Source organism: Streptomyces sp. ISL-1, assembly GCF_018614585.1.
In the GTDB taxonomy this organism is placed as follows: Bacteria; Actinomycetota; Actinomycetes; order Streptomycetales; family Streptomycetaceae; genus Streptomyces; species Streptomyces maoxianensis.
In genome coordinates this window covers 265,012-288,720 of sequence record NZ_JAGGOI010000029.1, presented here as the reverse complement: position 1 = coordinate 288,720, position 23,709 = coordinate 265,012, and the positions used below count along the sequence as shown (strand labels likewise).

Below are 23,709 nucleotides of genomic sequence, written 5' to 3'. Positions count from 1 at the left end.
ACACGGGATCCGCGTGATACGCACCCGCCGAAGACGGGTCCCGTGCTGCTGATGTTCTCGTGCGTGGGGTGTCTGTTCGGTGAGCGCGCTTACAGTTCTCGGCTTCCAGCACGGCTTACGTTCGGAGCATGGTGCTGCGGATCGTGCTGGGTGCGGTGTATACGGTGATGGCGGTCGGCCAGCTCGCCTCCTTCGGGCACATGCCCGGGATTCTGGCCGCCTACGGGCTGGTCGACGGCGTCGCCGCGACCGCGCTGGCCGTGGCACTGATCGCGGGCGAGCTGGTGTGCGGGGTCTGGTTCCTGGCCCGCCCGCGGTCCAAGGCGCTTGCCCCGGTGTGGGTGTTCACGGCCGTCTCGGTGATGTGGACGTTCCTCGCCGTGCAGGCGTATGCACGCGGGCTCACCGTGACCAACTGCGGCTGCTTCGGGATCTACCTGTCCCAGCGGCTGAGCTGGTTCGTGCTCGCCCAGGATGCCCTGATGCTGCTCTACGCGGGGCTGCTGCTGCACGGGGCCCGCAAGGCTGCTGCCGCGACTGCCCAACGGGCCGTCCCGAGCAGGGGTCCCGAGCTGGACGAGACCGCTGCGCCCGCACAATCCCCGCCCGTGATGGAGGAGGCCGATCCTGATGCCCGCATCCGGTGAACGCTCCGGCCTGCGCGGCATGTCGGCCGCCGTCGGTGCCGGGCTGCTGCTGGTGCTGTCCTGCGGGGGCCCGCTGCTGGTGGCCGGCGGCGCGGCTGTCACGGTCGGCGGTGCGCGAGGCAGTCCCTTGCTGATCACCGTCGGTGCGGTGATGGTGCTCACCGCTCTCATCGCTGTCGTCCATGCCCTGCGACGCCGGGCCCACCGCGGTCGTGGTGAGGCGCGGTGACCATCGGCCCGGGTTCACGGCCCGGGCCCCTTTCGAGTGGAGAGCCGAGATGACCCAGGCACCAGCGCCACGGCGCAAGGTGGACCGGGACGAGGTGTTCGTGGAGTTCACCAAGTCGATCTGCCCGTTGTGCAAGACACCGGTCGACGCGCAGGTCAACATCCGTGAGAACAAGGTCTATCTGCGTAAACGCTGCAAGGAGCACGGTGAGTTCGAGGCGCTGGTCTACGGGGACGCGGAGGAGTACCTGTCCTCAGCCCGCTTCAACAAGCCCGGCACGATCCCCCTGGTGTTCCAGACCGAGGTGAGGGATGGCTGCCCCAGCGACTGCGGGCTGTGCCCGGAGCACAAGCAGCACGCATGCCTGGGCATCATCGAGGTCAACACCGGCTGCAACCTGGACTGCCCGATCTGCTTCGCTGACTCCGGCCACCAGAGCGACGGCTACTCCATCACCCACGAGCAGTGCGCGCGGATGCTGGATGCGTTCGTGGAGTCAGAGGGCGAGGCGGAGGTGGTGATGTTCTCCGGTGGGGAGCCCACCATCCACAAGCACATCCTGGACTTCATCAACCTCGCCCAGGCCCGCCCGATCAGGAACGTCAACCTCAACACCAACGGCATCCGCCTGGCCACCGACAAGAACTTCGTCGCCGAACTCGCCAAACGCAACCAGGCGCCGGGCAAGTCGGTGAACGTCTACCTCCAGTTCGACGGCTTCGACGAGCGCACCCACCTTGAGATCCGCGGCCGCGATCTGCGCACGTTCAAGCAGCGGGCCCTGGACAACTGCGCGGAGGCAGGCCTGACCGTCACCCTCGTCGCGGCCGTCGAACGCGGCCTGAACGAGCACGAGCTCGGGGCGATCATCGAGTACGGCATCGACCACCCCGCCGTGCGCTCGGTGGCCTTCCAGCCGGTCACCCACTCCGGCCGACATGTCGAGTTCGATCCGCTGAACCGGCTCACCAACCCCGACGTCATCAAACTGATCAACGCCCAGCGACCCCAGTGGTTTCAGAAGGGCGACTTCTTCCCCGTCCCCTGCTGCTTTCCCACCTGCCGCTCCATCACCTACCTGCTCGTCGACGGCGAACCCGGCAACTGCACCGTCGTCCCCATTCCCCGGCTGCTCCAGATCGAGGACTACCTCGACTACGTCACCAACCGCGTGATGCCCGACGCCGGGATCCGCGAGGCGCTGGAGAAACTCTGGTCGGCCTCCGCGTTCATGGGCACGGAAACCACCCAGGAGCAGCTGCGGGCCACCACCGAGGCCCTCAACTGCGCGGACGCCTGCGGCATCGACCTGCCCCAGGCCGTCAAGGACCTCAACGACAAAGCCTTCATGATCGTGGTGCAAGACTTCCAGGACCCCTACACCCTCAACGTCAAACAACTGATGAAGTGCTGCGTCGAGGAGATCACCCCCGACGGACGGCTCATCCCGTTCTGCGCCTACAACTCCGTCGGCTACCGCGAACAGGTCCGCGCCCAGATGTCCGGCCTGCCCGTCGCCCCGGTGGTGCCCAACGCCCTGCCGCTCGCCGGGCGGCTCACCGACACCCCTTACGGCTCCAAGACCGCCCGCAGCACCAAGCCCCGGCCCGCCGCCGAGGAGGGCACACGATGACTGACCAGAACGCCCGCCCACCCGCGATGGGCGATGAGCTCAAAGCCTGCTGTGCTGCCGCGTACTCCTCCGACGTCGTCGCTCTGCTGCTTGGCGACTCCTACCATCCCGGCGGCACCGCCCTGACCCGCCGTCTCGCCGACACTCTCAGACTCACCGAGAACGGCCGCGTCCTGGACGTGGCCTCGGGCCGCGGCACCACCGCCCTCCTCCTCGCCGGCATCTACGGCGTACGGGTGGACGGCGTGGACTACGCACCCGGCAACACCGCCCTCGCTCAGGGAGCGGCGCAGGCCGCAGGGCTTGCGGAACGGGCGGTGTTCGTCACCGGCGACGCGGAGCACCTGCCCTACCCGGACGGGATGTTCGACGCGGTGGTGTGCGAGTGCGCGCTGTGCACCTTCCCCGACAAAGCGCAGGCCGCAGCCGAGTTCGCCCGGGTCCTGCGCCCCGGCGGACGGGTCGGCATCACCGACGTCACAGCTACCCCCGACCGACTCCCGCCCGAGCTCACCGGCCTCGCCGCGCGGATCGCCTGCATCGCCGACGCCCGCCCGCTGGCCGAGTACGAGGACATCCTGGCCGCCGCCGGACTGCGCACCATCAAAGCCGAGCGCCACGACCAGGCCATGGTCCGCATGATCGACCAGATCGAGGCCCGGCTGAACCTGCTGCGCATGACCGCTCCCGACAAGCTCGCCGCCGCAGGCGTCGACCTGAAGGCGGCCCCAGCTGTGCTTCAAGCGGCCCGCGACGCCGTGGCCGATAGCGTCCTGGGCTACGCCACGCTGATCGCCGAAAGAACAGTCCGCCCTGGTGACGCGACGTAGCGATGCGAGGTTCCAGCGGCGACGCAGCTCCGCGGATCACCACGTGTCTTTCGGGCCGGTCGATGAGTTCGGAGCACTGCCCGGGGTCTGTATAGGTAGGGACCTGCCGTGCCCGGTCCTTCGACCTCTCAGCTGGAGGGATCACGACAGTCCAGGAAATCGTGGATGCCTACTACGAGGCCTGGATCAGCGGGAACGGGGACTTCAGCGGCGTGCCACTGGCGGCCGACTTCGTGTTCCGAGGGCCGGTTGCCAGTTTCGAGTCCGCCCGCCCTACCCCATGGCCTACCGCGGGCGGCCCGCGATCGCATCCTTCTTCGCCACCGTCCCCGCGGGCGGTGACCTGACCCAGATCAGTCTGGTTCCCACCCGGGCCAATGGCCAGCCCGCCCTTGCCGCCTATGTCCGCGACCCCAAGGGGACGAAAGCCTCTGCCTACGGAATCATGGTCCTCACCGTCGACGACGGTGCGATCGCCGAGATCACCGGCTTCACCGACCCCGCCCTCTTCCCCCTGTTCGGCCTGCCCGACCACCTTGCCGACGTACAGGAGGCATAGATGCCGTACGACGAGGATCTTGCCGAGCGAGTCAGGGAAACGCTGCCGCCGGCCGATGAAGTCAGCGAACGCAAGATGTTCGGCGGACTGGCGTTCCTGCTGGGCGGCCACATGTTCTGCGGCGTCGTCCACAACGACCTCATGATCAGGCTCGGGCCGGACGGCGCCACCGACGCCCTGGAACGCCCGGGCGTGCGGCCCATGGACTTCACGGGCCGGACGATGAAGTCCATGGTGTTCGTCGCTCCCGACGCACTCGCGGGGTCGGCGCTCGAGGACTGGATCTCACAGGCCGCTGCCTATGCCCGGAGCCTGCCGCCCACGGCCGCGCCCCGAAGCGAATGACTTCTTACGCCTCACCAGGCGTAAACTCCCCCCGTACCCGCGGGGAGGCGTCATGCGCCACAGAATGCGAATCGGGCCGTTGCGTTTCGGATTCGTTCGCCGTCCGGTGCCCCCGGCAGACGGCTCAGTTAGCCGCGAACGTTTCAGGATCGACATTGCAGAGGGCCTGATGGGTGTCGGAGTCCCTTTCAGGTGTGGCTCTAGCGCCCTCGGGTTCCGCGTGGTGGTCACCGACACGGAAACCGGGCGGCGCCAGTACGTCTCCGAGAACTACACCCACGACCTCGCGTACGCCGACGGCGAAAAATACGTCACTAAGTTGATCACCGGTAGGAGGCGAGTGAAGTGAAGCCGTCGGTCAGCACGGCTGTGCATGGCCCGCGCGCTCATTCCCGTCAGATCCCCGGCACAGCCCCGCCCCCACGCTGCTGCGCCCGGCCGCCGCGATGCGGTGCGTCGACGCACTGCGCCACCTGGTGCGCTGAGGTACCCCCTTCTACGTGATCATGTCCTCCCTGTCGGCCAACACAACAGCCGACGGGGCGTGGGCCGGAAGCCTGCGGATACGCGAAGTCACCGGTGTGCTCAGCGCGAGGCTCGGCCACCGCGCCTGAGGAAGTCCCGTTCGGCGTCGGTCGGCGCCAGGGAGGCTGCACGCTCGTAGGCGGCCGCGGCCTCGCTGTTGCGGCCCAGCCGCCGCAGCAGATCGGCTCGCGTGGCGTGGAACGCGTGGTAGTTGTGCAGGTCCAGGTCGTCCACCAGGGCCAGCGCAGCAGCGGGGCCCTGCACCTCACCGATGGCGATGGCTCGGTTGAGGGCCACCACCGGCGTGGGGGCGAGTGCGAGCAACTGGTCGTACAGGGCGACGATCTGCGACCAGTCGGTCTGCTCGAGCGTCACGGCATCCGCATGTACGGCGTTGATGGCGGCCTGGAGCTGATACACGCCGGGCTCATTGCGGCGAAGGCACCGGCGGACGATCGCCTGCCCCTCCTCGATCAAGGCCCGATCCCATCGGCTGCGGTCCTGCTCGCCGAGCAGCACGAGGGAGCCGTCGGGCCGCATTCGTGACGCGCGACGGGACTCGGTCAGGAGCAGCAGTGCCAGCAGTCCGGCCACCTCCGGCTCATCGGGCATGAGCGTCGCCAGGGTCCGGGCCAGCCGGATCGCTTCTGGGCACAGACCCTGTTCGGCCGGTCCGGTCAGCCCGGCGTTGTAGATGAGGTAGAGGACGGCCAGCACGGGGCGCAGGCGGTCGGGCAGTTCGTGGTCCTCCGGCACGCGGTAGGGGATCCGGGCCGCCTTGATCTTGTGCTTGGCCCGCACGAGTCGTTGCGCCATCGTCGGTTCGGCCACCAGGAAGGATCGTGCGACCTCCCTGGTCGACAGGCCGCCGAGCAGCCGGAGGGTGAGCGCCACCTGCGCTTCTGTGGAGAGCGCCGGGTGGCAGCAGGTGAAGATGAGGCGAAGCCGGTCATCCTGCACGGGCCACGCCTCCTCGGGCATGTCGGGATCGTCGGTGCCGGGTGAGAGCACCGCTGCCTCGCTGAGCAGTTCCCGTTCACGCGACTCGTGGCGCAGCCGGTCGATGGCCCGCCTGCGGGCGGTCGTCGTGATCCAGCCGCCCGGGTTGGGCGGCAGGCCGCCGCCCGGCCACGTGCGCAGGGCGACGGCGAATGCCTCCTGTACCGCATCCTCGGCGACGTCGATGTCACCGAAGACGCGGATCAGGGCAGCCACCGATCGGCCGGATTCCTCGCGGAAGATCCGGCCGACCGCGGCCTCGTCGGCGACCGACAAGGTCAGGCTCCGGATGTGTCTGCGAAGGGACGGACCTCGATCGGCGCCTTGATGATTTCGGTGACCTTCGACGCCAAGGCGATCGCGGCATCGAGGTCCTGGGCCTCGATGATGTAGAAGCCGCCGAGGTGTTCCCTCGACTCCACGAATGGGCCGTCGGTGGTCAGGACCTCGTTCTCGGACATGCGCACGACGGTTGCGGTGTCGGGCTGGTGCAGGCGGCCGGAGAAAACCCAGGCGCCGGTCGACTTCATCTCCTGCTCAAGGATGCCGAGCTGCTTGTGGGACTGCTGCATCTCCTCGTCGCTCATCGGAGTGCGGGCCTCGCCCTCGACGCTGTGGACGGACAACATGTACTTCGCCATGGCGGTGCTCCTCGTGATGGGCGGGCACTTCCCGCCTCTCACCCAACTACGAACGGGCCTCGCCCGCGATCGACAGGTGCAGTCAAGAAAAGCTCGTGCGGCCCAAGAAAAGCTCGTCAGAGGCGGCCGACTCGCCAGGGGCGGCGCCAGGGCGAGGAGAGCCTCGACCAGGGCTGCGTGGTCGGGGGCGGCGGCGAAGTAGGCGTGATCGACCGTCGGGGGGGTGGGGTGACGACCAGCGCCTGCTCGACCGCCCTGCGGCAGCTGAGACCGCGCGGGACCGGCCACGATCCGGGCCGGATCGCCACTGACCTCGCCGTGATGATCGCCGATGGCGGCGAGACCATCACGGACCTGGTCGTCCTGCGCGACCAGAGCATGGTTCGGTGCCGTGGCCTCCACGCCCACGGCCTTGCGGCTGCTCGCCGGCATGGACGAGGCCGTACTCGCTTCGCTGCGAGCGGCCCGCGCTGAGGCTCGGGAAGTTTCCTGGCTGCAGGCCGCCGAAACCGGCCAGGGGCAAGTCGACGGCTACCGGAACGTTCTGCGGCCGCCGTTGTGGTCGAAGCGCCGCCGCGAGGGCTCATCCGCAACCCTTGATAAGCAAACGGGTCGACCCGTAAGGTAAATGCCATGAGCTCTTCTCCGCCCTCCAGGGGCCGCCCCAGGGATCCCCGCTCGCACGAGGCGATCGTCAGCGCGACCGCGGAGCTGGTGGTCGAGGTCGGCTACGCCGCGGCATCCATCGGGGCCGTGGCGGCGCGCGCCGGTGTCGGCAAGGACACGATCTACCGGCGCTGGTCGGGCAAGCCGGAGCTGGTCTTCGAGGCCGTGTTCACGACCACCGACCGAGCTCCTCTACCGGACACCGGAACGCTTTCCGGGGACCTGGCCGTACTGCTGCAGGGCCTGGTCGAGGAGTTCCACGCGCCTGCCGCCGCAGCGGCGCTCCCGGGGCTGCTCGCTGACTTCGCCGCCGACCCGGTTCTCAAGGCGCGCATCCGCAGCGAGTTCCTGGCCCCGTCGAAGGAACGGCTGCTGAGCATCTTCGAACGCGCCATGCTGCGTGGGGAGATCGCGGCCGGAACACCGGTGGACCTGGTTCTGGACACCCTGGCCGGAGCGGTGTTCTTCCACATCGGGCTGGTCGGAGAACACCCGACCTCGCAGCTGGCCGGCCGGCTGGCCGCTGTCGTAGCCAAAGGAATCGAGATCCGATGAACAGCTGGCTTCTCGCAGCAGGCGTCACCGCATCCGGCGTGGCCGCAGTACACATCATTGCCGGGAGGCGGGACGTCGTGCGCCCACTGCTTTCCTGCGGGCTCGCAGACGAACCCAAGCGCGTCCTGCACGCCGTATGGCACATGGTCACCGTGGACCTGGTGCTCTCCGCATCCGCCTTGGTCTACCTCGCGCTCGCGAACGGTACGTCAGGGACCGACCTGGTCGCGTGGTTCGTGGCCGCGCACTTCCTCGCCTATGCAACGGCCTTCCTGGTCATCACGCTGTCGGTCGGCTGGTCCAAGCCGCTGCTCCGGCTGCCGCAATGGATGCTGCTCCTGCCGGTCGCACTGCTGACGGTGGCGGGCGCCGCATAGCAACACCGTGAAGAGATTCCCGCGATGCGCGCAGGGGGTACAGCGGCGATGCGCTGCCCGTTGGGGTTGTTCTGGCCGAAAGCGGCCCCCGCGAGCGGAGACGAGCCACCCCGACCGCACCACCGAACCGGATCGCGCACATTCCCCCGAGCAGGAGACCATGCCATCCAACTCTCGACCCCGTGCGCGAGCACTCGTCCTGGCCGGATCGCTGAGCCTGGCCGCCGGCGTCCTGCACGCCGTGCTGCCGCTCTACGACGGCGCAGGCTTCCGCTACTTCGGTGCCGGCGAACACCTCGCCCAACTGGCAGAACAGGGTTCGCCCATCCCCACCGCCACCGCGATCGGCATAGCCGTACTTCTCACGGTCGCGGCAGCGTACGCATGGTCGGCAGCCGGCCTGCTGCGTCCCTTGCCCAAGCTCGCGCCGGTACTGATCACGATCGCCGCGATCTACCTGCTCCGCGGCCTCGCCCTACTGCCCGAACTTCCCCTCATCGCATTCTCCCCAACTACGCTCCCTGCGCGGGAACTCGCCTTCTCGGCCTTCGCCCTGGCCACCGGACTGCTCCACGCCGCAGGACTGCGCGGCAGTCCGTCCCTGCTTCCCGAGCGGATCCAGCGGCGCCTCGCCCCCACGTAAGAAGGCTTGGCACCCAGGCTGACGCCGCAGCGGAGACGCGCAGGCGAGCACCGGTACGTAGGACAGCACACGGGCAATGACATGGCTCGGCCTTCCTAGTTCGTGATCGCGCCACAGGTCAGTTTGACGATCGCGCCGATCATCGCGCCGGTGGTCCGAGGCCACGGACGCGGCCGTGTCGGCGACCTCCGCCAGCCGGGGCAGACGACCAAGCCGAAGACACTTCCTGACCTGGGACGATGAACCTTGCTGAGGGGTTCTGTCGGTCCAGGCGGAGGGCACTTTCTACGTGCAGCCGCGTCCGGGCATCAGGATCCGGAAGGTAGACGATGCCGCGCGGCTTCAGGCCAACAGCCTGCAAGCGCCTTTCGATTGCTGGCCTCTGGGACTCCAGGTCGATGATGGAGTATCCGTCTATGTGACCGGACCTGACGGCGTCATGAATGCATGTCAGGTACTTATTAGCGACGATCTCATCGAAACCGACTCAGGGTGATGTTCATCCAGGCCAGGGGCTGGCGGGTGGATGATGTGGCACAGGTCGGACATCGCGACCGGGGCAGTGGACTCGTCGATCAGGCGCAGAAGCTCACGCTCGTCGTTACTCAACGTCATGAAGCCAGAATAGTGCCGCCGGGTATTCCGGTGGCGTCGGCCACGATCTGTACGTCACCCTCGACTGTGACCATCTTCTACCTGGTGCAGCATGCGGAGAAGGAACGCCAACTCGGCGATCCTGGCTTGACCGTCCTCGGTCTTCAGCATGCTGCCCGAACAGCAAAGTGGCTGCAGCACGTTGGGATCGGGGCCGTGTTTCAGCAGCCCGATGAGGCGGGGCCGCGAGACGGCGCCGTTCATCACGGTGGCGTCCGGACTCCAGGTCCAGGAGGATGCTCGGCTGCAGGAACGGATGAAACTGGGCCGACGACCAGCCCATCGAAGAGTTTCTCGCTGACTGGGCAGCAACGGTCCAGGACCGGGACTTCGTCCCCCGGTCCGGAGACTCATCGCTTCACGCCGGCGCGCGATTCCTCTCGTGCTTGACCGACTTGGCTGCGGAACGCGGGCCGGTTGCGATTGTCACCCACGGCGGGGTCACCGTGGAGCTGCTTCGCACACTGGTCGGTGACGAGGTGTTGCCGGACAGCTTGCTGCACGACGGAGTCCCCTCCTGCGCGATCACCACGCTCGACGACACGGCCGTCGTGGACATCGCATCGCAGGCACACCTTCAATAGGGCTTCTACTGCGGTTGAATGCGTGATGTCGTTATGGCGGTGTAGGGATGAGTCCGGTGCTCGCGAGGCTGCCGTCGAGAACGTCATGGCGGTACTGGATCTGGCGCAGGTGGGCCGTGTGTCCTGGGAACCGGCCTCTCCCCGGCGTCGCACGGTCCGGCGGTGGTTCGGGTCAGACCTTCGACCGCTTCCGGACCCGGCGCACCCGGCTGTCAGCGCCGGCGCTGACCGTGCGCGCGTCACGGCCGACGTGCGTGTTCATCGCTGACCGCAGCCGGTGCCGGAAGGTGAAGCCCGGGGCCGGTCCTGCTTTCGCGGATCGCGCCCGCACGTCGGCCTTCGTGCACAGCACGTCCCACACCCGGTCCGGGCACGCCCCGCGCCGCCAAAGGAAGTCGCAGTACGGGACGTGCGTGATCTCCAGGTCCAGCCAGCTGTCCTTCGTCAGCACGCCCTCCCACTCGGACAGGCGGAGCTTCAGGTAGCCGCGCGGCCGACCGGACTTGTCGACGCTGGTGATGCCGAGCACGCGCACGAAGCCCGGGGTGCGTTCCAGCACGACCACCGGACGCTCCTTGTACGTGTTGTCGTCGTAGGTGAGCTCGGCCGTCCACACATCGCCGACGGCCGGTGGCCAGGAGGCCACACCGGGGGGCGCGGGACGGGTCGGCGGCCCGGTCCTCAGCCAGCGCACCAGCCGGACGGCCGCGGCCACCGCGCAGCCGGCGGACAGCCCCACCAGCGACCACCACAGGGCGGCGAGCAGCAGCGTCCCCGCGGTGGCGTCGTCCGGGACGGGGACGAGGGTGCCGCCGGTGCGGTGGATCCAGTACCCGGTCACGACGGCCAGGAGCGCCTTCCACAGGGCCGTCCGCAGCAGGATCAGCGGGAAGTAGCCGTGGTCCACGATCCGCATCAGACCCAGTACGGCGGCGGTCGTCGCGTAGACCACGGTCATCCCTGCCATGGGCTGCTTGTCGACCTGCGTGTCCAATGGCGCCATGACGCCCGCCACGACGCAGCAGAGGCCCACCGCGCGTGCCGCGACCAGCATCCGGTTCCCCTTGAGCCGGGCGGGCGCCGCCATCCGGACCATCGGCCGGGCGACCAGTACGCACAGCACGATCAACGCCACGCATATCCAGGTGTTCCTGGTGCCGGTGAAGCCGACGCGGAGCACCGGAAACATCAGCAACCACATCGCCCAGGAGCCGAGCCCCACCGCCAACGGCGCCCCTACCGAGTATTCGGGTGTCAGCCGCTTCGACCTCAGCCGCGGCGGCTGCATCCCTCCCATCAGCGGCGTGCTCAGACACACCAGAAGTACGGCCCCCGCCAGAATCGCCTGCACGTTCCCCCGCTCTCGTCGCTGGGAGCAGCATGGCCCGCAACCGGCGTGCCCGGCGTCGTTTCGCTCTTGCGGGCCCGCGCGGCAGGTCGGTCTGGTAAAGCGCCTGGGTCGGCCCGCGCGGGGCTGTCGTCGAGCATCCCGCAGGGACCCATGGACCGTCAGCCCCGCCGACACCACGCTTTCAACGTCCGTAAGCAGTGAACCGCTTGCAAGGGCCGAACTGCGCCTTGCTGTGGACAGGCTCTTGCCCGTTGCCTCCTGTGACCACGCCGCCCTGGTAGACGGCCGGCCACGCTACCTCCGCAACGGCACCTCCCCCTGTTAGCCCACCTGGCCGAGACCTCCGACAGCGGCGCGCAGCAGGGGACTGGATTGAGTGCCAGCCCATAGGGAGTGAGACTGACGGCTGTGACTACCGGTAGCGGCGCTCCGGCACCAGGCATGTCGTGGCCAGCGCCTCCTCCCCATCGTCCTCGCCCGAGGGGTCGCCCGGCGCTGGGCTCTGCCGTATCCCTTCAATCTGCCGCTCGATGCCGCGCAGGTTCTCCTGCAAGTCCATGGTCACCACGCCATCGACGGTGACCTTCAGCGGATCGCCGAGCAGCTTCGCACGCCGCTCGCCGAGCACCTCCAGCGCGACCGCCCGCACCGACCGCAGCCGGAAGAACCGGCGCTCCAGGTCAGCCGGGTCCGTGTCCGGGCCGAGCTGCGCCAGCAGCCACGACCGCTGGAACTCGTCCACCTGGTCCTCCTTCTCCATACGAGGTACGGCCCGGCACCGGGGAGCCTCCTGGTGCCGGGCCGTACGAGCGATCACGCCGACGCCGACGAGCGAGCCCGCCGCGGTGGCGACTTCTTCGCGCCGCCACCCCCGCCGGCCTCCTCCTGTTCCGGCTCCTGGTCGCTGTTCCCTGCGGTGGGGTCGGGCTCCGCCACCGCTATCGGCTCCGGCTCGGAGTCGTCGGGCGGCGCGTCCCAGGCGTCCGGGTTCGTCACCAGAGTGGCGACTTCCGGATCAGGGCACTCACCGGGCAGCAGGATCAACTCCTCCCGCGTGGACGGGTCCTGTAGGTACACGGCAGCGATCAGACGAGGCACCGGCATCACAGCACCTTCGCCACGATGTGCGCGTCCGGGGTATGCAGCACCGGCATGCCGACCGCGCCACCCTTGGTGTAGATCTGCACCGGGTCATCCTGAACACCGCGGGTGATGATGATGCCCGGCGCGTCCTCCCGGATGATCTCCGGGTTCGTGCCGCGCGACAGGACCAGCGCCTCGGCCGTCACACCGAGCTGGGTCTGCCCCCACTTCTCACGGTCCGGCGGCACCAGAATCCACAGGTCCTCCGGCAGCACCTTGCGCGGCTTGCCGTCCACCCGCACCTGCGCCTTATAGAACGTGATCGGCGGCAAGCTGTAGTTGCCGCGCACCACGTTGATCTGCTGCGGGGTGAGCGTCGCCGTCGGCGTCGTCGAGGGGTTCACGCTGCCGTAGTACGCCGCCCGGTAGGCGTTGTTCGCCGCCAGGTACGAGAACGCCTTCCGCGAGGACACGACCATCTCCGGCTCCGGAGCACCGATGTCGTCCAGGTGCTGAATCCACCGCAGCTCGTCCGCGATCGGATCCGAGGCCGGATCAGACCACGGCCTCGCGGCGACCGGCATGTTCTCTACCGGTACGTTCCAGTCCACCTCCAGCGTCAGCCCGTTCTCCTGCACCAGCTCGAACTTCCCGTCCGCCAGCACGTCGCCGGCCGCCAGCTCCAGCCGCGACCGGATCGCCTCCACATGCCTTTCGACATCGTCATACAGCAGCTCGATCAGCCGGTCCTGGTCCGAGCCGTGCGACGCCTCCAGCAGGATCTGCTCCTGCTCGGACACCACGAGCTTCTGGCCCAGCGCGGGCAGCGCCCCCTCACGGGAGGTCTGCCACGCCTCACGCGTCGCAAAGGGCACCGAGGCGTTGAACGCCCGGTACTTCGCCACGTTCACATACCGGCCCGAGTCCTTGGTCCGCCACTTGACCTCCCGCAGCTCCAGCGTCGGAAAGATCGTCTGGGTAAGCAGGAAGTCCTTCGGCGACGGGATCGCACGGGCGAACGTCGTCAGGTCCGCGACCGCGACATCCTTCAACAGGTCCTGAATCGTCACAGCTCAGGCCCCGCTCACACGAACCGGATCTGCGCGGCGCGCGGGTGCCACGTCAGCTGCGACACGTCGAGGCCGCCCGGGACCTTCGATGCCTTCACCGCGCCGTGCCACAACAGCGCCGCGGGTACGCGGGTCTGGCCCGGAGCGAACGGGGCCTCGGCGACGACGAAGCCGCGCAGGACCTGACGGCCGCAGTGGGCCTCCGGGTCGTAGGCGCCGTACAGCTTCGACTCGGCAACCTTGCCGACCGCCACACCCGAGAAGACCCGGCCGTACGGGTCGCAGCCGTCACCGCACTGGTAGTGCACCCCCTCGGTGAACAGCGAAAGGTCGAGGGTGATCGTGTCGGTCGATTCCGTGCCGTGCAGGGCCGCCAGCCACTCGCGGTTGGCGGTCACGTACTCGGACGTCGTAACAGGCTGAATGGTCACGCTGTGTCTCCATGGACGAATGCGGTAACTGTCCGCACACCGCCCATGAGGGCGATGCCGTCCACGAAGTTCCGGGGGCGTGGTCCCCCAACTGCACGTGCGTCAGCGGGCGTCGCTGAACTCGGCAGCCGGTACGAGCCCGCGCCGACGCGCCATCTCCAAACCGGCTGAACCCGGCCGACTCACGGGCGTCTTACGCTGCGGGCCCCGCCCGGCCGGAGCACCATCCGGGGCCGCCGGCACCTGCATCCGTACCTCGCCGAACAGCTCCGGGCGCCGCGACCGCAGCGCCTCGGCCGCAGCCGATATCTGCGACTCGTCCGCATCTTCGTCATCGACAGCAAGCAGCCGCTCGGCATCCACCAGGTCATTCCCCTCGGCGCCGAGAGATACCAGTGCCGCCCGGCGAAGGGCCGCACGTTCACGTTCGGCCGCCAGTTCCTCGCGCCGGGCCGCCTGCAACTCCCTCTCGGCAGCAGCTTGTTCCCGGCGTTTCACCTCGGACAGCGCGGCCTGCTCGGCCTCGCGCTATAGGCGCTTGATCGCAGCGCGTTCGCCCTGGGCCTTTTCCCTGGTCAGCATCTTCCCCAGGCGGTCCTGGGTCACCGTGACCTGCTGCTCCTGACTACCGCCGTCATCGGCGTCGTCCAGGTGCTCGTTCGTCTCGTCCTCCGACGAGGCCCCAACGATGGGGAAGATCGGCCGCCCATCACGGCGATAACCGACAGGGCTGCGAGTCGGCAGGGGCCGGGCCATACAACTCCTCCAGTGCGCGCCCCCGCGCTGCCGATCAGTGTAGCCATCAGCGCCGACACTGCCACCGGCTCCGGTCCTCAGCGCCCAGCGGCCACCGGCTCCCGCTCCTTCTCCTCCTTCTCCGCGCTGCCGCGCAGTGACGCACCACCGTCCTCGTCCTCTTGGTCCTCGTCGTCCTTGCCCTGGCGCGCCGCAGCCTCCGCCATCCGCGCCGCAGCCTCCTGCTCGGCCTTCGCCCGGATACGGGCCACCTCCTGCGAGGCGTCTTTGATCGGGTAGCCCGCGTCCATCAACATCGCCACCGCCGTCTCCAGCGATAGCACCCCGGCCCCGTAAGCCTGGGCGACCTCCTCCAGCACCGCTGCACGGTCCGTCGGCGTGTGCGGCGCCCACGACAGCCGCGCCGCGAACGACTCCCCAGCCGTCCATCCCTCAGCGCGACCGGCCTGGTACAGCCGCTGCATGAACTTGAACAACAGCCGGTACTTGTGCTCCCTGGCCAGCCGCATCGCTCCCACCAGCGCATCCAGCGGTCCCAACGCCAGCTTCAACGCGTAGCCCGACGGCACCTCCGAGGCATCCAGCGTCCCCAGCCCGGCCGCCGTCACTCGCGAATTCGACGCGATCCGGTCCAACAGGTGCTCCACCCGAGAGCGCAGCTCCGCCAGCTGAGGCGACGTATCCAGCGCATCCATGCGCCCCGAGTCGCCCAGTTGCCACACCGCGCCGGCCTCCACCTTCAGCTGCTGCGGCTTTCCCGTCGACCGGTCCACCGGCAACCGCGCCCCCGCAAGCCCGATGATCGGCGTGCCCGTCGTTGCGGACGCGGCCGAGCTATCCGAGTCGGTCGCCGCCAGCTCATCCAAGCCCTGGAGAACCCGGGCGATGGACGACCGGCCCCAGTGCTCCCCGCCGTCCGGGATCGTGTTCGTGATGTGGATGACCGGCACAAAGTCGATCATCAGATCCAGCCGGTCCAGCTCGGTGCCGTCCCGCCTTACCCGAAACGCCGCCTCATCCATCGGCAGCCGGTCCAGCGTCTCCCCGCGCTTCAAGTCCTCCAGCAGCCATTCCGCATCAGTCAGGTAACACGTCACATTCGACGACCGCCCCGGCTCCCACGGATAGACCCGCACCGCGCTCTCGTCGTCCTCGGATATCGGACCCAGCTCATACGTCACCCGCCGAACCCTTGCCTTCAGCCCCGCGTCCTCGTCCTCCGGCAGCTCCCACGCCAGATGCACCCGCGTCGGGAAGTCGGCGTCCTCGTCCTCCCACTGCGGGAAGTAGAACCCCGGATCGTACGTACGCAGCGTCGGCCGCTGCTTCTGCGGATTCCACGCCAGCACGAAGACGCTGTCGCCCAGCAGCACCGCGGCACGCTCCGCCTGCTGAATCCGAAGCGTCAGCAGTTCCTTCTCGGCCCACTTCCGCAGCCGCTGCTGCACGGCCGCGGCCTCTGTCGAGCCTGGCTTCGGGGCCCCCTCGTCAGCGTGCTCGGCGTCCTCCACGGCGATCTTCTGCTGGGAGCCGAGCAGGTAGCCCAGTGCAGTGTCCACGAGGTTCGCCGCGTCGCCCAGTTCGCGCCGCTCCAACGCCGCTTCATCACCGCTCGCCGCGGCCAGCTGACCAGCCTGGTTGTTGTCGTAGGCCGCCAGCACCTTGTATGCGGCCAACCGCCGCAACTCATGCGGCGGAAGCCACGACGACGCCAACTCAGGAAACACCCGGTTCCCAGGTCGGCCGACATCAGCCATCACCGGCTTGTACGACAGCCAGGACCAGGCGTCGACGATCAACTGGCGCAGGCCCATCGGGACACTTCCCTCCCGTAGACGGCCCCGCGCCGTGCGATCAGCGTACCCAGGACCAAGGGCGGGCTCATCCAACCATCGTGCGGCTTTCGTGCTACTCCAGAGCCGCAAGGGCCACGCCGGGTCAGCCAGAGGGTCCCCCCGATAAAGGCGATCGTCGCAATCACGGCCGCGACTATCGCCTCCTCGACCGCGCTGGTCGGCTTCGGCCTGAATTCCTGCCGTCTGGGCGCGGCGCTGATCGTCACTGGCGGACCTGATCTCACCACCGGACTGCCGCCTGACCACCGAGATCATGCCGACCTGGCGCGACCTGTGGTGGCAGCGGACGCGCTGGACCCGCGGAGCACTGGAGAACCTGCGCCGCTACGGACTCAACCCCATCACACGGCGTTACTGGGCCCAGCAGGCAGGCATCGCCGTGGGAGTTATCGCCCTGTTGCTGTATCTCCTCCTCATGGCACTGCCTGCGGTCATCGGCGGATGGCACCTGCGGCCGTTCTGGATCGCGGTGGGCCTGGTGTTCGTACTGGAGCGGACCGTCACCGTCTGGAGCGGCGGCTGGCGCGCCCGGGCCCTCGCCTTCCCCCTGGTCATCGAACTCGCCTACGACATCTTCATCCAAGCCGTCTTCGTACGCTCCGTGATCGACCTCCTCACCAGGCGCACACCACGATGGCACCACCCGGGAGAACGCGAGGTGCCCTGACGGCGACCTGTCCGCCAACTCGTGATCGCTGGCCGTCGGGCTGCCTGATGGCCAGCGCCGGCAGGGTCTCAGCGCACCGACACGGCGAAGAAGACACCACAGGCGCGTAAAGCGAGCTGCTGAGAGGCGTCCGCCGAAGGCGATGTCGAACGCCTGCAAGGCTCGCTTCCAGCGGCTGGTCCATCGTTTGCGGCCCTTGCCGCTGGGTTCGAGGCTCATGACGGCGAGGAGGACACACTTCAGCGCGGCGGCCTCGGAGGGGAAGTTCCCGCGGGCCGGCACCGCCCGGCGGATGCGGGCTGGGAGCGCCAGGGTGAGGTGACGCACCCGGGCGTCATCGGTGGTGCTGGGAGCGGCGGTGTAGCCGAACCAGGCGCGGGTGTCCGTGACCACGCCGGTGCTGGTGGCGGTCCTGCTTGGCGCATGCGAGGTGAGCGGCGTCCGTGAGCGGATGTTGGCGGTGTAGCTGCGTCGCAGCAGCGACCACACGCCTTCGACCGGGTTGAGCTCGCCGCACAGGCGGGCAATTGGAAGATGGTCAGCCAGTCCTGGCCATCGATGAAGCGGCGCATGTCTGCCTCCGGGAGGGGGGCCGAGGCGAATGCGGCGTGCCGAGGTGAATGCCCTGAGGCCGCGCTCGGGCGTCGCGGTGTGGCCCGGTCAGCGGACGCGGTTGCGGCGGCGGTATGCGTAGGCGAGCAGCGTTGTCGCGGCAACCGAAAGGAGGCCGCTGACCGTGAGCATGGCCATCATGGTGTTCCCGTCGCGCTGTGGCGTGCCGATGGTGATGCGGCCGGTAGTCTCGCGTGTGACGAGTCCACTGGCGAGGGTCACCCGTGCGGTCCACTTACCGCCCGGCAGCCCCCGGTCGAGTGCGGTGGTCGCGACAGTCGAGTGGCCCGGGCCGATGGTGCCTGCCTTGACGTTGAACGGGCCTGCGAACGCGCCGCCTGGCCCGTCCGACAGGGTGAGTTTGCCGGTAAGGTCGAGGGCCCGCCCGCCGGTGTTCTTCACTCGGGCCGTGACCACCGGTACGCCGTTAGCGGTGCGGGTGCCGGTCAGATCTTCGATGCGGAAGTCGGAGCGCGGTTCCCCGCCGGGCCCGACGGACAGATAGATGCGCACCCCGGCGCGGGCCACGTTGCGTACCTGCTCCGAGAGGTCGTGCTGGGGACTGATCTCCGCCCAGATGACACCGTAGTGTTCGCCGCCGGTCGCATCGTTCGCCACGGTGATCTCGGTCCACACTGTCGCCGTCTCGTCGGGCGCCAGGACGAGTTCGCTGGGCGCGAGCGTCACCCACCTGGTGAGCTCGTTGCCGGTACGACCGTGGGCGAAGGTGAAGCCGTCCTTGTGGACCGCGGCGGCCGCGGGGTAGAGCTGTACGCGGTGACGGGTGTCCGAGTAGTTGGTGACTGCGATGCGCCTGCGAATCTGCTGGGCTGGTTTGATGTGATCGATGATGTAGCGGTGGGCACGGTTGTCTTCGCGGCGGCTGACCGGCGCGTCGACGAGCCGGATGCCGACGCTCAGGTCGTCAGAGGACCGCGGCGGCTCCTGCGCGGCGACGGGCGGCGCGAGTGATCCGATGAGCAGTGATACCGCCAGGAGTAGTCCACCCACGGGCTCATGCCACCGAATGGGTCACCGTCCCGCTGTAGAGACCTCCGACGGCGTCCTGCGGGATGGTGATCTCCAGGGTCGGGTTCCAGCTCGCGCTGTTGTTTCCGCTGCCCGAGGTCTTGGAGAACGCGGTGCGTGGCCGCTCCAGGCTTTGCCGGTCGGCACGCGTGGGCTGGCCGGGCACGAAAGTGCCGTTGCCGGAGGTGGCGGTCGCCTGCCCGGACCAGTAGTCCACCAGGTTCGGCGGGACGACCTCGGTAGGCGAGTCCGTTCCGGTGTCGAACTGCGTCGAGACCACCGACGCCTTCCACGTGGCGTCCGCCGCGGCCCGCTCGTCGATCACCGTCACGGTGCCGAGCTGACCGCTGATCGTCTGCCCCGGGAACCCGGACCCCAGGTTACGCGAGGCGGGCACCTCGATCTTGAGGTTCGCCGTTGCCACGGTGAACGTCACGGTCGTGTCCCCCGACGGCTGGGCGACCGCAGGCAGCGATGCCGCGCCGACCACGGCGACGGCAATGACACACGAAAGCAATACTGTTCTGCGCACCGCACCAACATATTCCGGATCTGACGAAATGTTGGTATTTAGCATGTGTCATGCGACTGAGTGGGTGATTGTACCTGTGTAGGTGCCGCCCACGGCGGTCGCCGGCACCGCGACGATCAGCGTCGGCTGCCAGGCTGTGGTGTTGTTCCCGTTGCCCGACGTCTTGGCGAACGCGGTACGCGGGACGCTCAGGCTCTGCGCCTGCGCGCTCGTGGCCTGGCCCGGTACACGGGTGCCGGGGCCCATGGTGCTGGTGGCCTGGCCCGACCAGTACGAGAGCTGGTTCCTGGAGATCTGCCGGGCGGCGCCGCCGCCCGGCGTCGTGAAGTCGCTCGCCGACACCTTCGCGGTCCAGACCGCGTTCTGCCCGCCCCGCCTGTCCGACACCCGGACTTCACCGATCTGTCGGCTGATCGATGAACCAGGGAAGGCAGAGCCGAGATTCACCGCGGCCGGCACGGTGATCGACAGTGTGCCCGACGGTTGCTCGACGCGTCCCGAAGCGTGACTCTCCACCGGCGCTGCTACGCCGGGCAACACCGTCACCATGACCGCCGACCCAGCGCCCATAAGCGTCCACAGCATGTGCACGCCGCGACTATAGACACCGCTGCGGGTGCTTTTGATCCATCATCACCCATTCGGTCGGTTTCTGTCTGGCTCCGACCGGTTAGCGTTCCTCGACCGGTTTCGCCCATCCGCACCCCCCGGCGGATCTTCGTCCAGGAGCCCCATGCGTAACTCCGCACGCGCAGCGACGTACACCGTCCTCGCCCTGGTCCTCGCCGCCTTCGCCAGCCCCGCCCTGTCCATGTCGGCGCACCACGGCCGCACGGAACCAACCCGGCTCGCAAGCGTCGCCCACGACTCCCTGAATCGAAACGACCGTCCGACATGGAGCCCGACACACCCGGAGCCCACGCAGATCCGGCTGCGCACCCGCACCTTCGATCCGACCACACCGCAGGGGGAACGCACCCGGCCGCGGGGACCCCTACGGTCGGAGGACGGCCGCGCGTACCTGGTCCAGTTCGCGACCACGCCGCTCGACAGCCACCGCGCCGCGTTGGCGGCCCTCGGTGCCCGGATCGGCGCCTACATTCCCGACGCCACCTACGTGGTGCAAATGGACGCCGCGACCCGAGGGCGGGTCGCTGCGCTGCCGTTCGTGCGATGGGTCGGCCCGTACGACGCCGGCGACAAGGTCGAAGGCGGGGCCGTGCCGTCGAGCACCCGCCGATACCTCATCACGCTCGTGGAACGGAACGCCGCCGACCAACGGGCGGTGGTCGAGCGGATCAGGGCGATCGGTGGGAGCGTGCACGTCGCATCGGCGAGCCGGCAACTGATCGAGGCAACCCTGGAGCCGGCGCAGGCGCTTGCCGTGGCGCACCTGGACGCGGTGCTCGCGCTCGACGTCTGGACGGCAGGCGAAGTGGACATGAACAACGCCCGCGTCGCGGGCGGCGCCGACGCGGTCGAGACCGCGCTGGGCTACCTCGGCCAAGGCGTACGCGGTGAGGTGATGGACACCGGGCTGCGCACCACGCACCAGGAGTTCGCGGCATTCCCGCCGATCATGCATACCGCCAACACCACCAGCACGAGCCATGGCACCTCGACGTACGGGCAGATCTTCTCCTCCGGAGTCAGCGCCAATGCCCGCGGTCTGCTCCCTCAGGCACAGCCCATCTTCGCCAACAACCTGGTGTCCGATCGGTGGGCGCACACCGCGCAGCTCGTCGACCCGACGGGCCCCTACCGGGCGGTGTTCCAGTCCAACAGTTGGGGCAGCGCGCTGACGTTCGGCTACAACTCGACGTCGGCGGCGATGGACGACATCGTCTTCGACCACGACATCCTGATCTGCCAGACCCAGGGCAACACCGGTAACCGCTCTGCCCGGCCACAGGCGTGGGCGAAGAACGTGGTGTCCGTCGGTGGCATCTACCACTACGACACCCTCTCCCGCACCGATGACGCGTGGAACGGCGGCGGGAGCATCGGCCCTGCCGCGGACGGGAGGATCAAGCCAGACCTGTCGAACTACTACGACGCGGTCTACACCACCGCGAGCGGCGGCGACGCCGCGTACACCGGCACGTTCAGCGGCACCAGTGCCTCCACCCCGATCACCTGCGGCTACTCGGGCCTCATCTTCCAGATGTGGGCCGACGGGGTCTTCGATGGCGGCCCCGGTCTGGACCGCGACGTCTTCGCGTCCCGGCCGCATGCCGCCACCGCCAAGGCGTTGCTGATCAACTCGGCCGACCAGTACGCCTTCACGGGCGAGTCCCACGACCTGGCCCGAATGAAGCAGGGCTGGGGTACGGCCAGCGCCGGCAACCTTCACCAGCAGGCACAGGGCAACAACTGGCAGCTGCCGATCCTGGTCAACGAGACCGACGTGCTCACGGGGGGCCAGACCGCGACATACACACTGACCACCGACGGCAGCGAGCCGCTGAAGGCGACCATGGCCTACACCGACCCGATGGGCTCGCCGTCGGCGGCCCAGGCACGGGTCAACGACCTGACCCTGAAGCTCACCGCCCCGGACGGAACCGTGTACTGGGGAAACAACGGACTCGCGGCAGGCAACTGGTCCACGCCGGGTGGCTCGGCAAACACCATCGACACTGTCGAGAACGTGTTCATCCAAACCCCGGCCGCCGGCACCTGGACCATCCAGGTCATCGCCAGCCAGGTCAACGCGGACGGACACGTGGAAACCCCCGCGACCGACGCCGACTTCGCCCTGGTCGCCACAGGAAAGGTCACCAGCTGATAGCACCAGTGGCGTCAGTCGTGGCCCGCTGCATCTCCCGAGTCAATCCCCGGTCCTACTCCAGGCGCGGGCACGCGGTTCCGGGCTGCAGCCCCGGGTGCACTTCGCTCAGCGGTGCGGTCGTGCCGATCGGCACGACCGCACCAGCCCGTGTTGACACCATCGTGTCCCTGGCCGGGCGCGGTCGTTGACCAGACGACACGCGGTGCAATGTGTCGGTGGTCCTGATCCGCCCTCCCCCGCGGCGGCTGGAACCGCATCCCTCACCCGGCGAAACGGCCGGTGACAGCGGCCCCGGGACGTCATGGCCGATCACCCGGGGCCGCCTTCGAAAGTGAAGCGGATGAATTGCAGGTGTCAGGACGCGTCCTCCTTCGCGGCATGGGCGACTGGGACCTACCGTCGGTCCGTTTTCCGGGTGAGACGGCCAGACGCCCGCTGCTCGACGCCGGGGCAGGAATCCGACTCGCAGCTCGACGCGCTCAGCAAGCACAACGTCCCCCACGACAAGATCTTCAGCCCCGTCTGTGGCAAGCATCTACCGGGCGTCGCCGAGCGCGCCAAGCGTGAGGCGTACCCCGAAGCCGTCGAAACAGACACACGCGAACTTCGCCGCCCTGAAGGCCGGAGAGGTCCCCGGCCCACGGGCAGCGGACCAGGCCGGCCCAACGCCGTGACGGTCGGAGCATGCCCGTTCCCTCGTATGGTGTACGACGTGTTCATGCCCGGCTTCGTTGTGTGTGGTGTGACGGCGGACGGTGAGCAGCGGGTTCACGATCGTGGTGGCCCTGGGGCCGTGCCGGTCCACGGTGTGGGCTGGCCGTACGGGGGCGACCAGCTCCGCCGCATGCTGAGGAGTCGGGCCGAAGACGCCCTCGCCCGGCGGCTGGGCGTGCCGCCGACTCGGTTCGTGACCACAGCCGACGCCTCAGCCACGGCCTGACCTGGCAGCGCCGGGCCCGGGGCCTGGCCGTAGTCTGCTTCCCATGGCCGACACCCAGACCCTCACGCCCCGTGAAGCCTTCCATCTGCTACTGGACGGCAACCAGCGGTTCGTCACCGGTTCGCCGGAACACCCGAACCAGGACGCCGCTCGCCGCACCGAGGTCGTCCCCGCCCAGAACCCCTTCGCCGTGCTCTTCGGCTGCTCCGACTCCCGCCTGGCCGCCGAGATCATCTTCGACCGCGGGCTGGGCGACCTGTTCGTGGTCCGCACCGCCGGGCACGTCGCGGGACCGGAGGTGCTGGGCAGCATCGAGTACGGGGTGAGCGTGCTTGGCGCCCCGCTGGTCGTGGTCCTCGGCCACGACGCGTGCGGCGCGGTCGCGGCCGCCCGCTCCGCCGTCGAGGACGGCACGCCGGCGGGAGGCTACGTGCGGGACGTGATCGAGCGGGTGACCCCCAGCGTGCTGGCCGCCCGCGCCGCCGGGCGCACCGAGGACGCCGATTTCATCGCCGAGCACATACGGCACACCGTGGACCTGCTGCTGGACCGCTCCCGCGTCCTGGCGCAGGCGGTCGAAGCCGGACAGGCCGCAGTGGTGGGACTGTCGTACCGGCTGACCGACGGAACGGCCCGCCTGGTCACCACCCGCGGCCTCGAGGTACCCGCAGACGCGGTTTCATGATGCCGGGTGCTCAGCGTTC

At 68.7% G+C, this 23,709-nt stretch carries 28 protein-coding genes and 3 pseudogenes; 15 read left to right on the top strand and 16 right to left on the bottom strand.

Features of this window, described 5'->3' with window-relative positions:
* Positions 1-128 precede the first annotated feature (128 nt).
* The 7 genes from J7E87_RS21095 to J7E87_RS21065 all read left to right on the top strand — a co-directional run bounded on the left by J7E87_RS21095 (position 129) and on the right by J7E87_RS21065 (position 4,592).
* Positions 129-647, top strand: coding sequence for a MauE/DoxX family redox-associated membrane protein (locus tag J7E87_RS21095; RefSeq protein ID WP_215096024.1), 519 nt, complete (start codon positions 129-131; stop codon positions 645-647).
* Positions 631-876 (top strand): hypothetical protein, encoded by a 246-nt coding sequence (locus J7E87_RS21090; RefSeq protein ID WP_215096023.1) that lies wholly within the window; start codon positions 631-633, stop codon positions 874-876. Before J7E87_RS21095 ends, J7E87_RS21090 begins: the two co-directional genes overlap by 17 nt.
* A gap of 49 nt (positions 877-925) precedes the next feature.
* A complete protein-coding gene (locus J7E87_RS21085; RefSeq protein ID WP_215096022.1) occupies positions 926-2,509 on the top strand; it encodes a radical SAM protein in 1,584 nt (527 codons plus the stop codon).
* On the top strand, positions 2,506-3,339 hold the full coding sequence (locus tag J7E87_RS21080; protein WP_251017721.1) for a class I SAM-dependent methyltransferase: 834 nt from the start codon (positions 2,506-2,508) through the stop codon (positions 3,337-3,339). The genes J7E87_RS21085 and J7E87_RS21080 overlap by 4 nt, the downstream gene beginning before the upstream one ends.
* A gap of 280 nt (positions 3,340-3,619) precedes the next feature.
* Entirely contained in the window at positions 3,620-3,898 is a 279-nt protein-coding gene (locus J7E87_RS21075) for a hypothetical protein (RefSeq protein WP_215096021.1), read from the top strand.
* Positions 3,899-4,243: a TfoX/Sxy family protein gene (locus tag J7E87_RS21070; RefSeq protein WP_215096020.1), complete on the top strand. Its 345-nt coding sequence runs from the start codon at positions 3,899-3,901 to the stop codon at positions 4,241-4,243. It begins immediately after the preceding gene.
* A gap of 52 nt (positions 4,244-4,295) precedes the next feature.
* Positions 4,296-4,592 carry a hypothetical protein gene (locus J7E87_RS21065; RefSeq protein ID WP_215096019.1) on the top strand — a complete coding sequence of 99 codons (297 nt, stop codon included), beginning with the start codon at positions 4,296-4,298 and terminating at the stop codon, positions 4,590-4,592.
* 236 nt (positions 4,593-4,828) lie between these two features.
* Here J7E87_RS21065 and J7E87_RS21060 read toward each other — a convergent pair whose 3' ends face one another.
* On the bottom strand, positions 4,829-6,043 hold the full coding sequence (locus J7E87_RS21060) for an RNA polymerase sigma factor (RefSeq protein WP_215096018.1): 1,215 nt from the start codon (positions 6,041-6,043) through the stop codon (positions 4,829-4,831).
* Positions 6,044-6,045: 2 nt separating this feature from the next.
* Complete coding sequence (locus J7E87_RS21055) at positions 6,046-6,408, bottom strand: YciI family protein (RefSeq protein ID WP_215096017.1); 363 nt, start codon at positions 6,406-6,408, stop codon at positions 6,046-6,048.
* 237 nt (positions 6,409-6,645) lie between these two features.
* On the opposite strand from J7E87_RS21055, the pseudogene J7E87_RS35205 reads away from it, so the two are divergent.
* The 4 genes and pseudogenes from J7E87_RS35205 to J7E87_RS21040 all read left to right on the top strand — a co-directional run.
* Positions 6,646-6,916, top strand: a pseudogene (locus tag J7E87_RS35205) (IS1380 family transposase); the annotation flags it as partial.
* A 125-nt stretch (positions 6,917-7,041) separates the two neighbouring features.
* The gene (locus J7E87_RS21050; protein ID WP_215096016.1) at positions 7,042-7,629 is read left to right on the top strand and encodes a TetR/AcrR family transcriptional regulator; all 588 of its coding nucleotides are present in this window, start codon (positions 7,042-7,044) and stop codon (positions 7,627-7,629) included.
* Positions 7,626-8,006: a hypothetical protein gene (locus tag J7E87_RS21045; RefSeq protein ID WP_215096015.1), complete on the top strand. Its 381-nt coding sequence runs from the start codon at positions 7,626-7,628 to the stop codon at positions 8,004-8,006. Before J7E87_RS21050 ends, J7E87_RS21045 begins: the two co-directional genes overlap by 4 nt.
* Before the next feature lie 160 nt (positions 8,007-8,166).
* A complete protein-coding gene (locus tag J7E87_RS21040; RefSeq protein WP_215096014.1) occupies positions 8,167-8,649 on the top strand; it encodes a hypothetical protein in 483 nt (160 codons plus the stop codon).
* A gap of 669 nt (positions 8,650-9,318) precedes the next feature.
* Here J7E87_RS21040 and J7E87_RS21035 read toward each other — a convergent pair.
* Entirely contained in the window at positions 9,319-9,507 is a 189-nt protein-coding gene (locus J7E87_RS21035) for a hypothetical protein (RefSeq protein ID WP_215096013.1), read from the bottom strand.
* A gap of 77 nt (positions 9,508-9,584) precedes the next feature.
* Here J7E87_RS21035 and J7E87_RS21030 point away from each other — a divergent pair, with 77 nt between their 5' ends.
* Positions 9,585-9,887, top strand: a complete 303-nt coding sequence (locus J7E87_RS21030) for a histidine phosphatase family protein (protein ID WP_215096056.1) — start codon at positions 9,585-9,587, stop codon at positions 9,885-9,887.
* Between the two features lie 172 nt (positions 9,888-10,059).
* On the opposite strand, the gene J7E87_RS21025 is transcribed toward J7E87_RS21030, so the two are convergent.
* The 8 genes from J7E87_RS21025 to J7E87_RS35920 form a co-directional block, all read right to left on the bottom strand.
* Complete coding sequence (locus J7E87_RS21025; RefSeq protein WP_215096012.1) at positions 10,060-11,238, bottom strand: hypothetical protein; 1,179 nt, start codon at positions 11,236-11,238, stop codon at positions 10,060-10,062.
* 412 nt (positions 11,239-11,650) lie between these two features.
* Positions 11,651-11,998, bottom strand: coding sequence for a hypothetical protein (locus J7E87_RS21020; protein WP_215096011.1), 348 nt, complete (start codon positions 11,996-11,998; stop codon positions 11,651-11,653).
* Between the two features lie 53 nt (positions 11,999-12,051).
* Positions 12,052-12,342 (bottom strand): hypothetical protein, encoded by a 291-nt coding sequence (locus J7E87_RS21015; RefSeq protein WP_215096010.1) that lies wholly within the window; start codon positions 12,340-12,342, stop codon positions 12,052-12,054.
* Complete coding sequence (locus tag J7E87_RS21010; protein WP_215096009.1) at positions 12,342-13,391, bottom strand: major capsid protein; 1,050 nt, start codon at positions 13,389-13,391, stop codon at positions 12,342-12,344. The genes J7E87_RS21015 and J7E87_RS21010 overlap by 1 nt, the downstream gene beginning before the upstream one ends.
* A gap of 14 nt (positions 13,392-13,405) precedes the next feature.
* On the bottom strand, positions 13,406-13,822 hold the full coding sequence (locus J7E87_RS21005) for a head decoration protein (protein ID WP_215096008.1): 417 nt from the start codon (positions 13,820-13,822) through the stop codon (positions 13,406-13,408).
* A 102-nt stretch (positions 13,823-13,924) separates the two neighbouring features.
* Positions 13,925-14,320, bottom strand: coding sequence for a hypothetical protein (locus J7E87_RS21000; RefSeq protein WP_215096007.1), 396 nt, complete (start codon positions 14,318-14,320; stop codon positions 13,925-13,927).
* 30 nt (positions 14,321-14,350) lie between these two features.
* On the bottom strand, positions 14,351-14,578 hold the full coding sequence (locus tag J7E87_RS20995) for a hypothetical protein (RefSeq protein WP_215096006.1): 228 nt from the start codon (positions 14,576-14,578) through the stop codon (positions 14,351-14,353).
* 77 nt (positions 14,579-14,655) lie between these two features.
* Entirely contained in the window at positions 14,656-16,689 is a 2,034-nt protein-coding gene (locus J7E87_RS35920; RefSeq protein WP_215096005.1) for a hypothetical protein, read from the bottom strand.
* Between J7E87_RS35920 and J7E87_RS20985 the strand changes: the two genes are divergently transcribed.
* Positions 16,688-17,101, top strand: a complete 414-nt coding sequence (locus tag J7E87_RS20985) for a hypothetical protein (protein WP_215096004.1) — start codon at positions 16,688-16,690, stop codon at positions 17,099-17,101. The two genes, J7E87_RS35920 and J7E87_RS20985, sit on opposite strands and share 2 nt — an antisense overlap.
* Positions 17,102-17,212: 111 nt before the next feature.
* Here the strand turns inward: J7E87_RS20985 and J7E87_RS35195 are convergent.
* The 5 genes and pseudogenes from J7E87_RS35195 to J7E87_RS20970 form a co-directional block, all read right to left on the bottom strand.
* Positions 17,213-17,401, bottom strand: a pseudogene (locus J7E87_RS35195) (IS256 family transposase); the annotation flags it as partial.
* Positions 17,402-17,509: pseudogene (locus J7E87_RS35190) on the bottom strand (XRE family transcriptional regulator); the annotation flags it as partial.
* Positions 17,510-17,761: 252 nt separating this feature from the next.
* Positions 17,762-18,724 carry a peptidase gene (locus tag J7E87_RS20980; protein WP_215096003.1) on the bottom strand — a complete coding sequence of 321 codons (963 nt, stop codon included), beginning with the start codon at positions 18,722-18,724 and terminating at the stop codon, positions 17,762-17,764.
* A gap of 4 nt (positions 18,725-18,728) precedes the next feature.
* On the bottom strand, positions 18,729-19,274 hold the full coding sequence (locus J7E87_RS20975; RefSeq protein ID WP_215096002.1) for a hypothetical protein: 546 nt from the start codon (positions 19,272-19,274) through the stop codon (positions 18,729-18,731).
* A gap of 48 nt (positions 19,275-19,322) precedes the next feature.
* Positions 19,323-19,865 (bottom strand): WxL domain-containing protein, encoded by a 543-nt coding sequence (locus tag J7E87_RS20970; protein ID WP_215096001.1) that lies wholly within the window; start codon positions 19,863-19,865, stop codon positions 19,323-19,325.
* 142 nt (positions 19,866-20,007) lie between these two features.
* Between J7E87_RS20970 and J7E87_RS20965 the strand changes: the two genes are divergently transcribed.
* Both J7E87_RS20965 and J7E87_RS20960 read left to right on the top strand, forming a co-directional pair.
* Positions 20,008-22,062, top strand: a complete 2,055-nt coding sequence (locus tag J7E87_RS20965; RefSeq protein WP_215096000.1) for a S8 family serine peptidase — start codon at positions 20,008-20,010, stop codon at positions 22,060-22,062.
* Between the two features lie 986 nt (positions 22,063-23,048).
* The gene (locus J7E87_RS20960) at positions 23,049-23,690 is read left to right on the top strand and encodes a carbonic anhydrase (RefSeq protein WP_215095999.1); all 642 of its coding nucleotides are present in this window, start codon (positions 23,049-23,051) and stop codon (positions 23,688-23,690) included.
* The last annotated feature ends 19 nt before the right edge of the window (positions 23,691-23,709 follow it).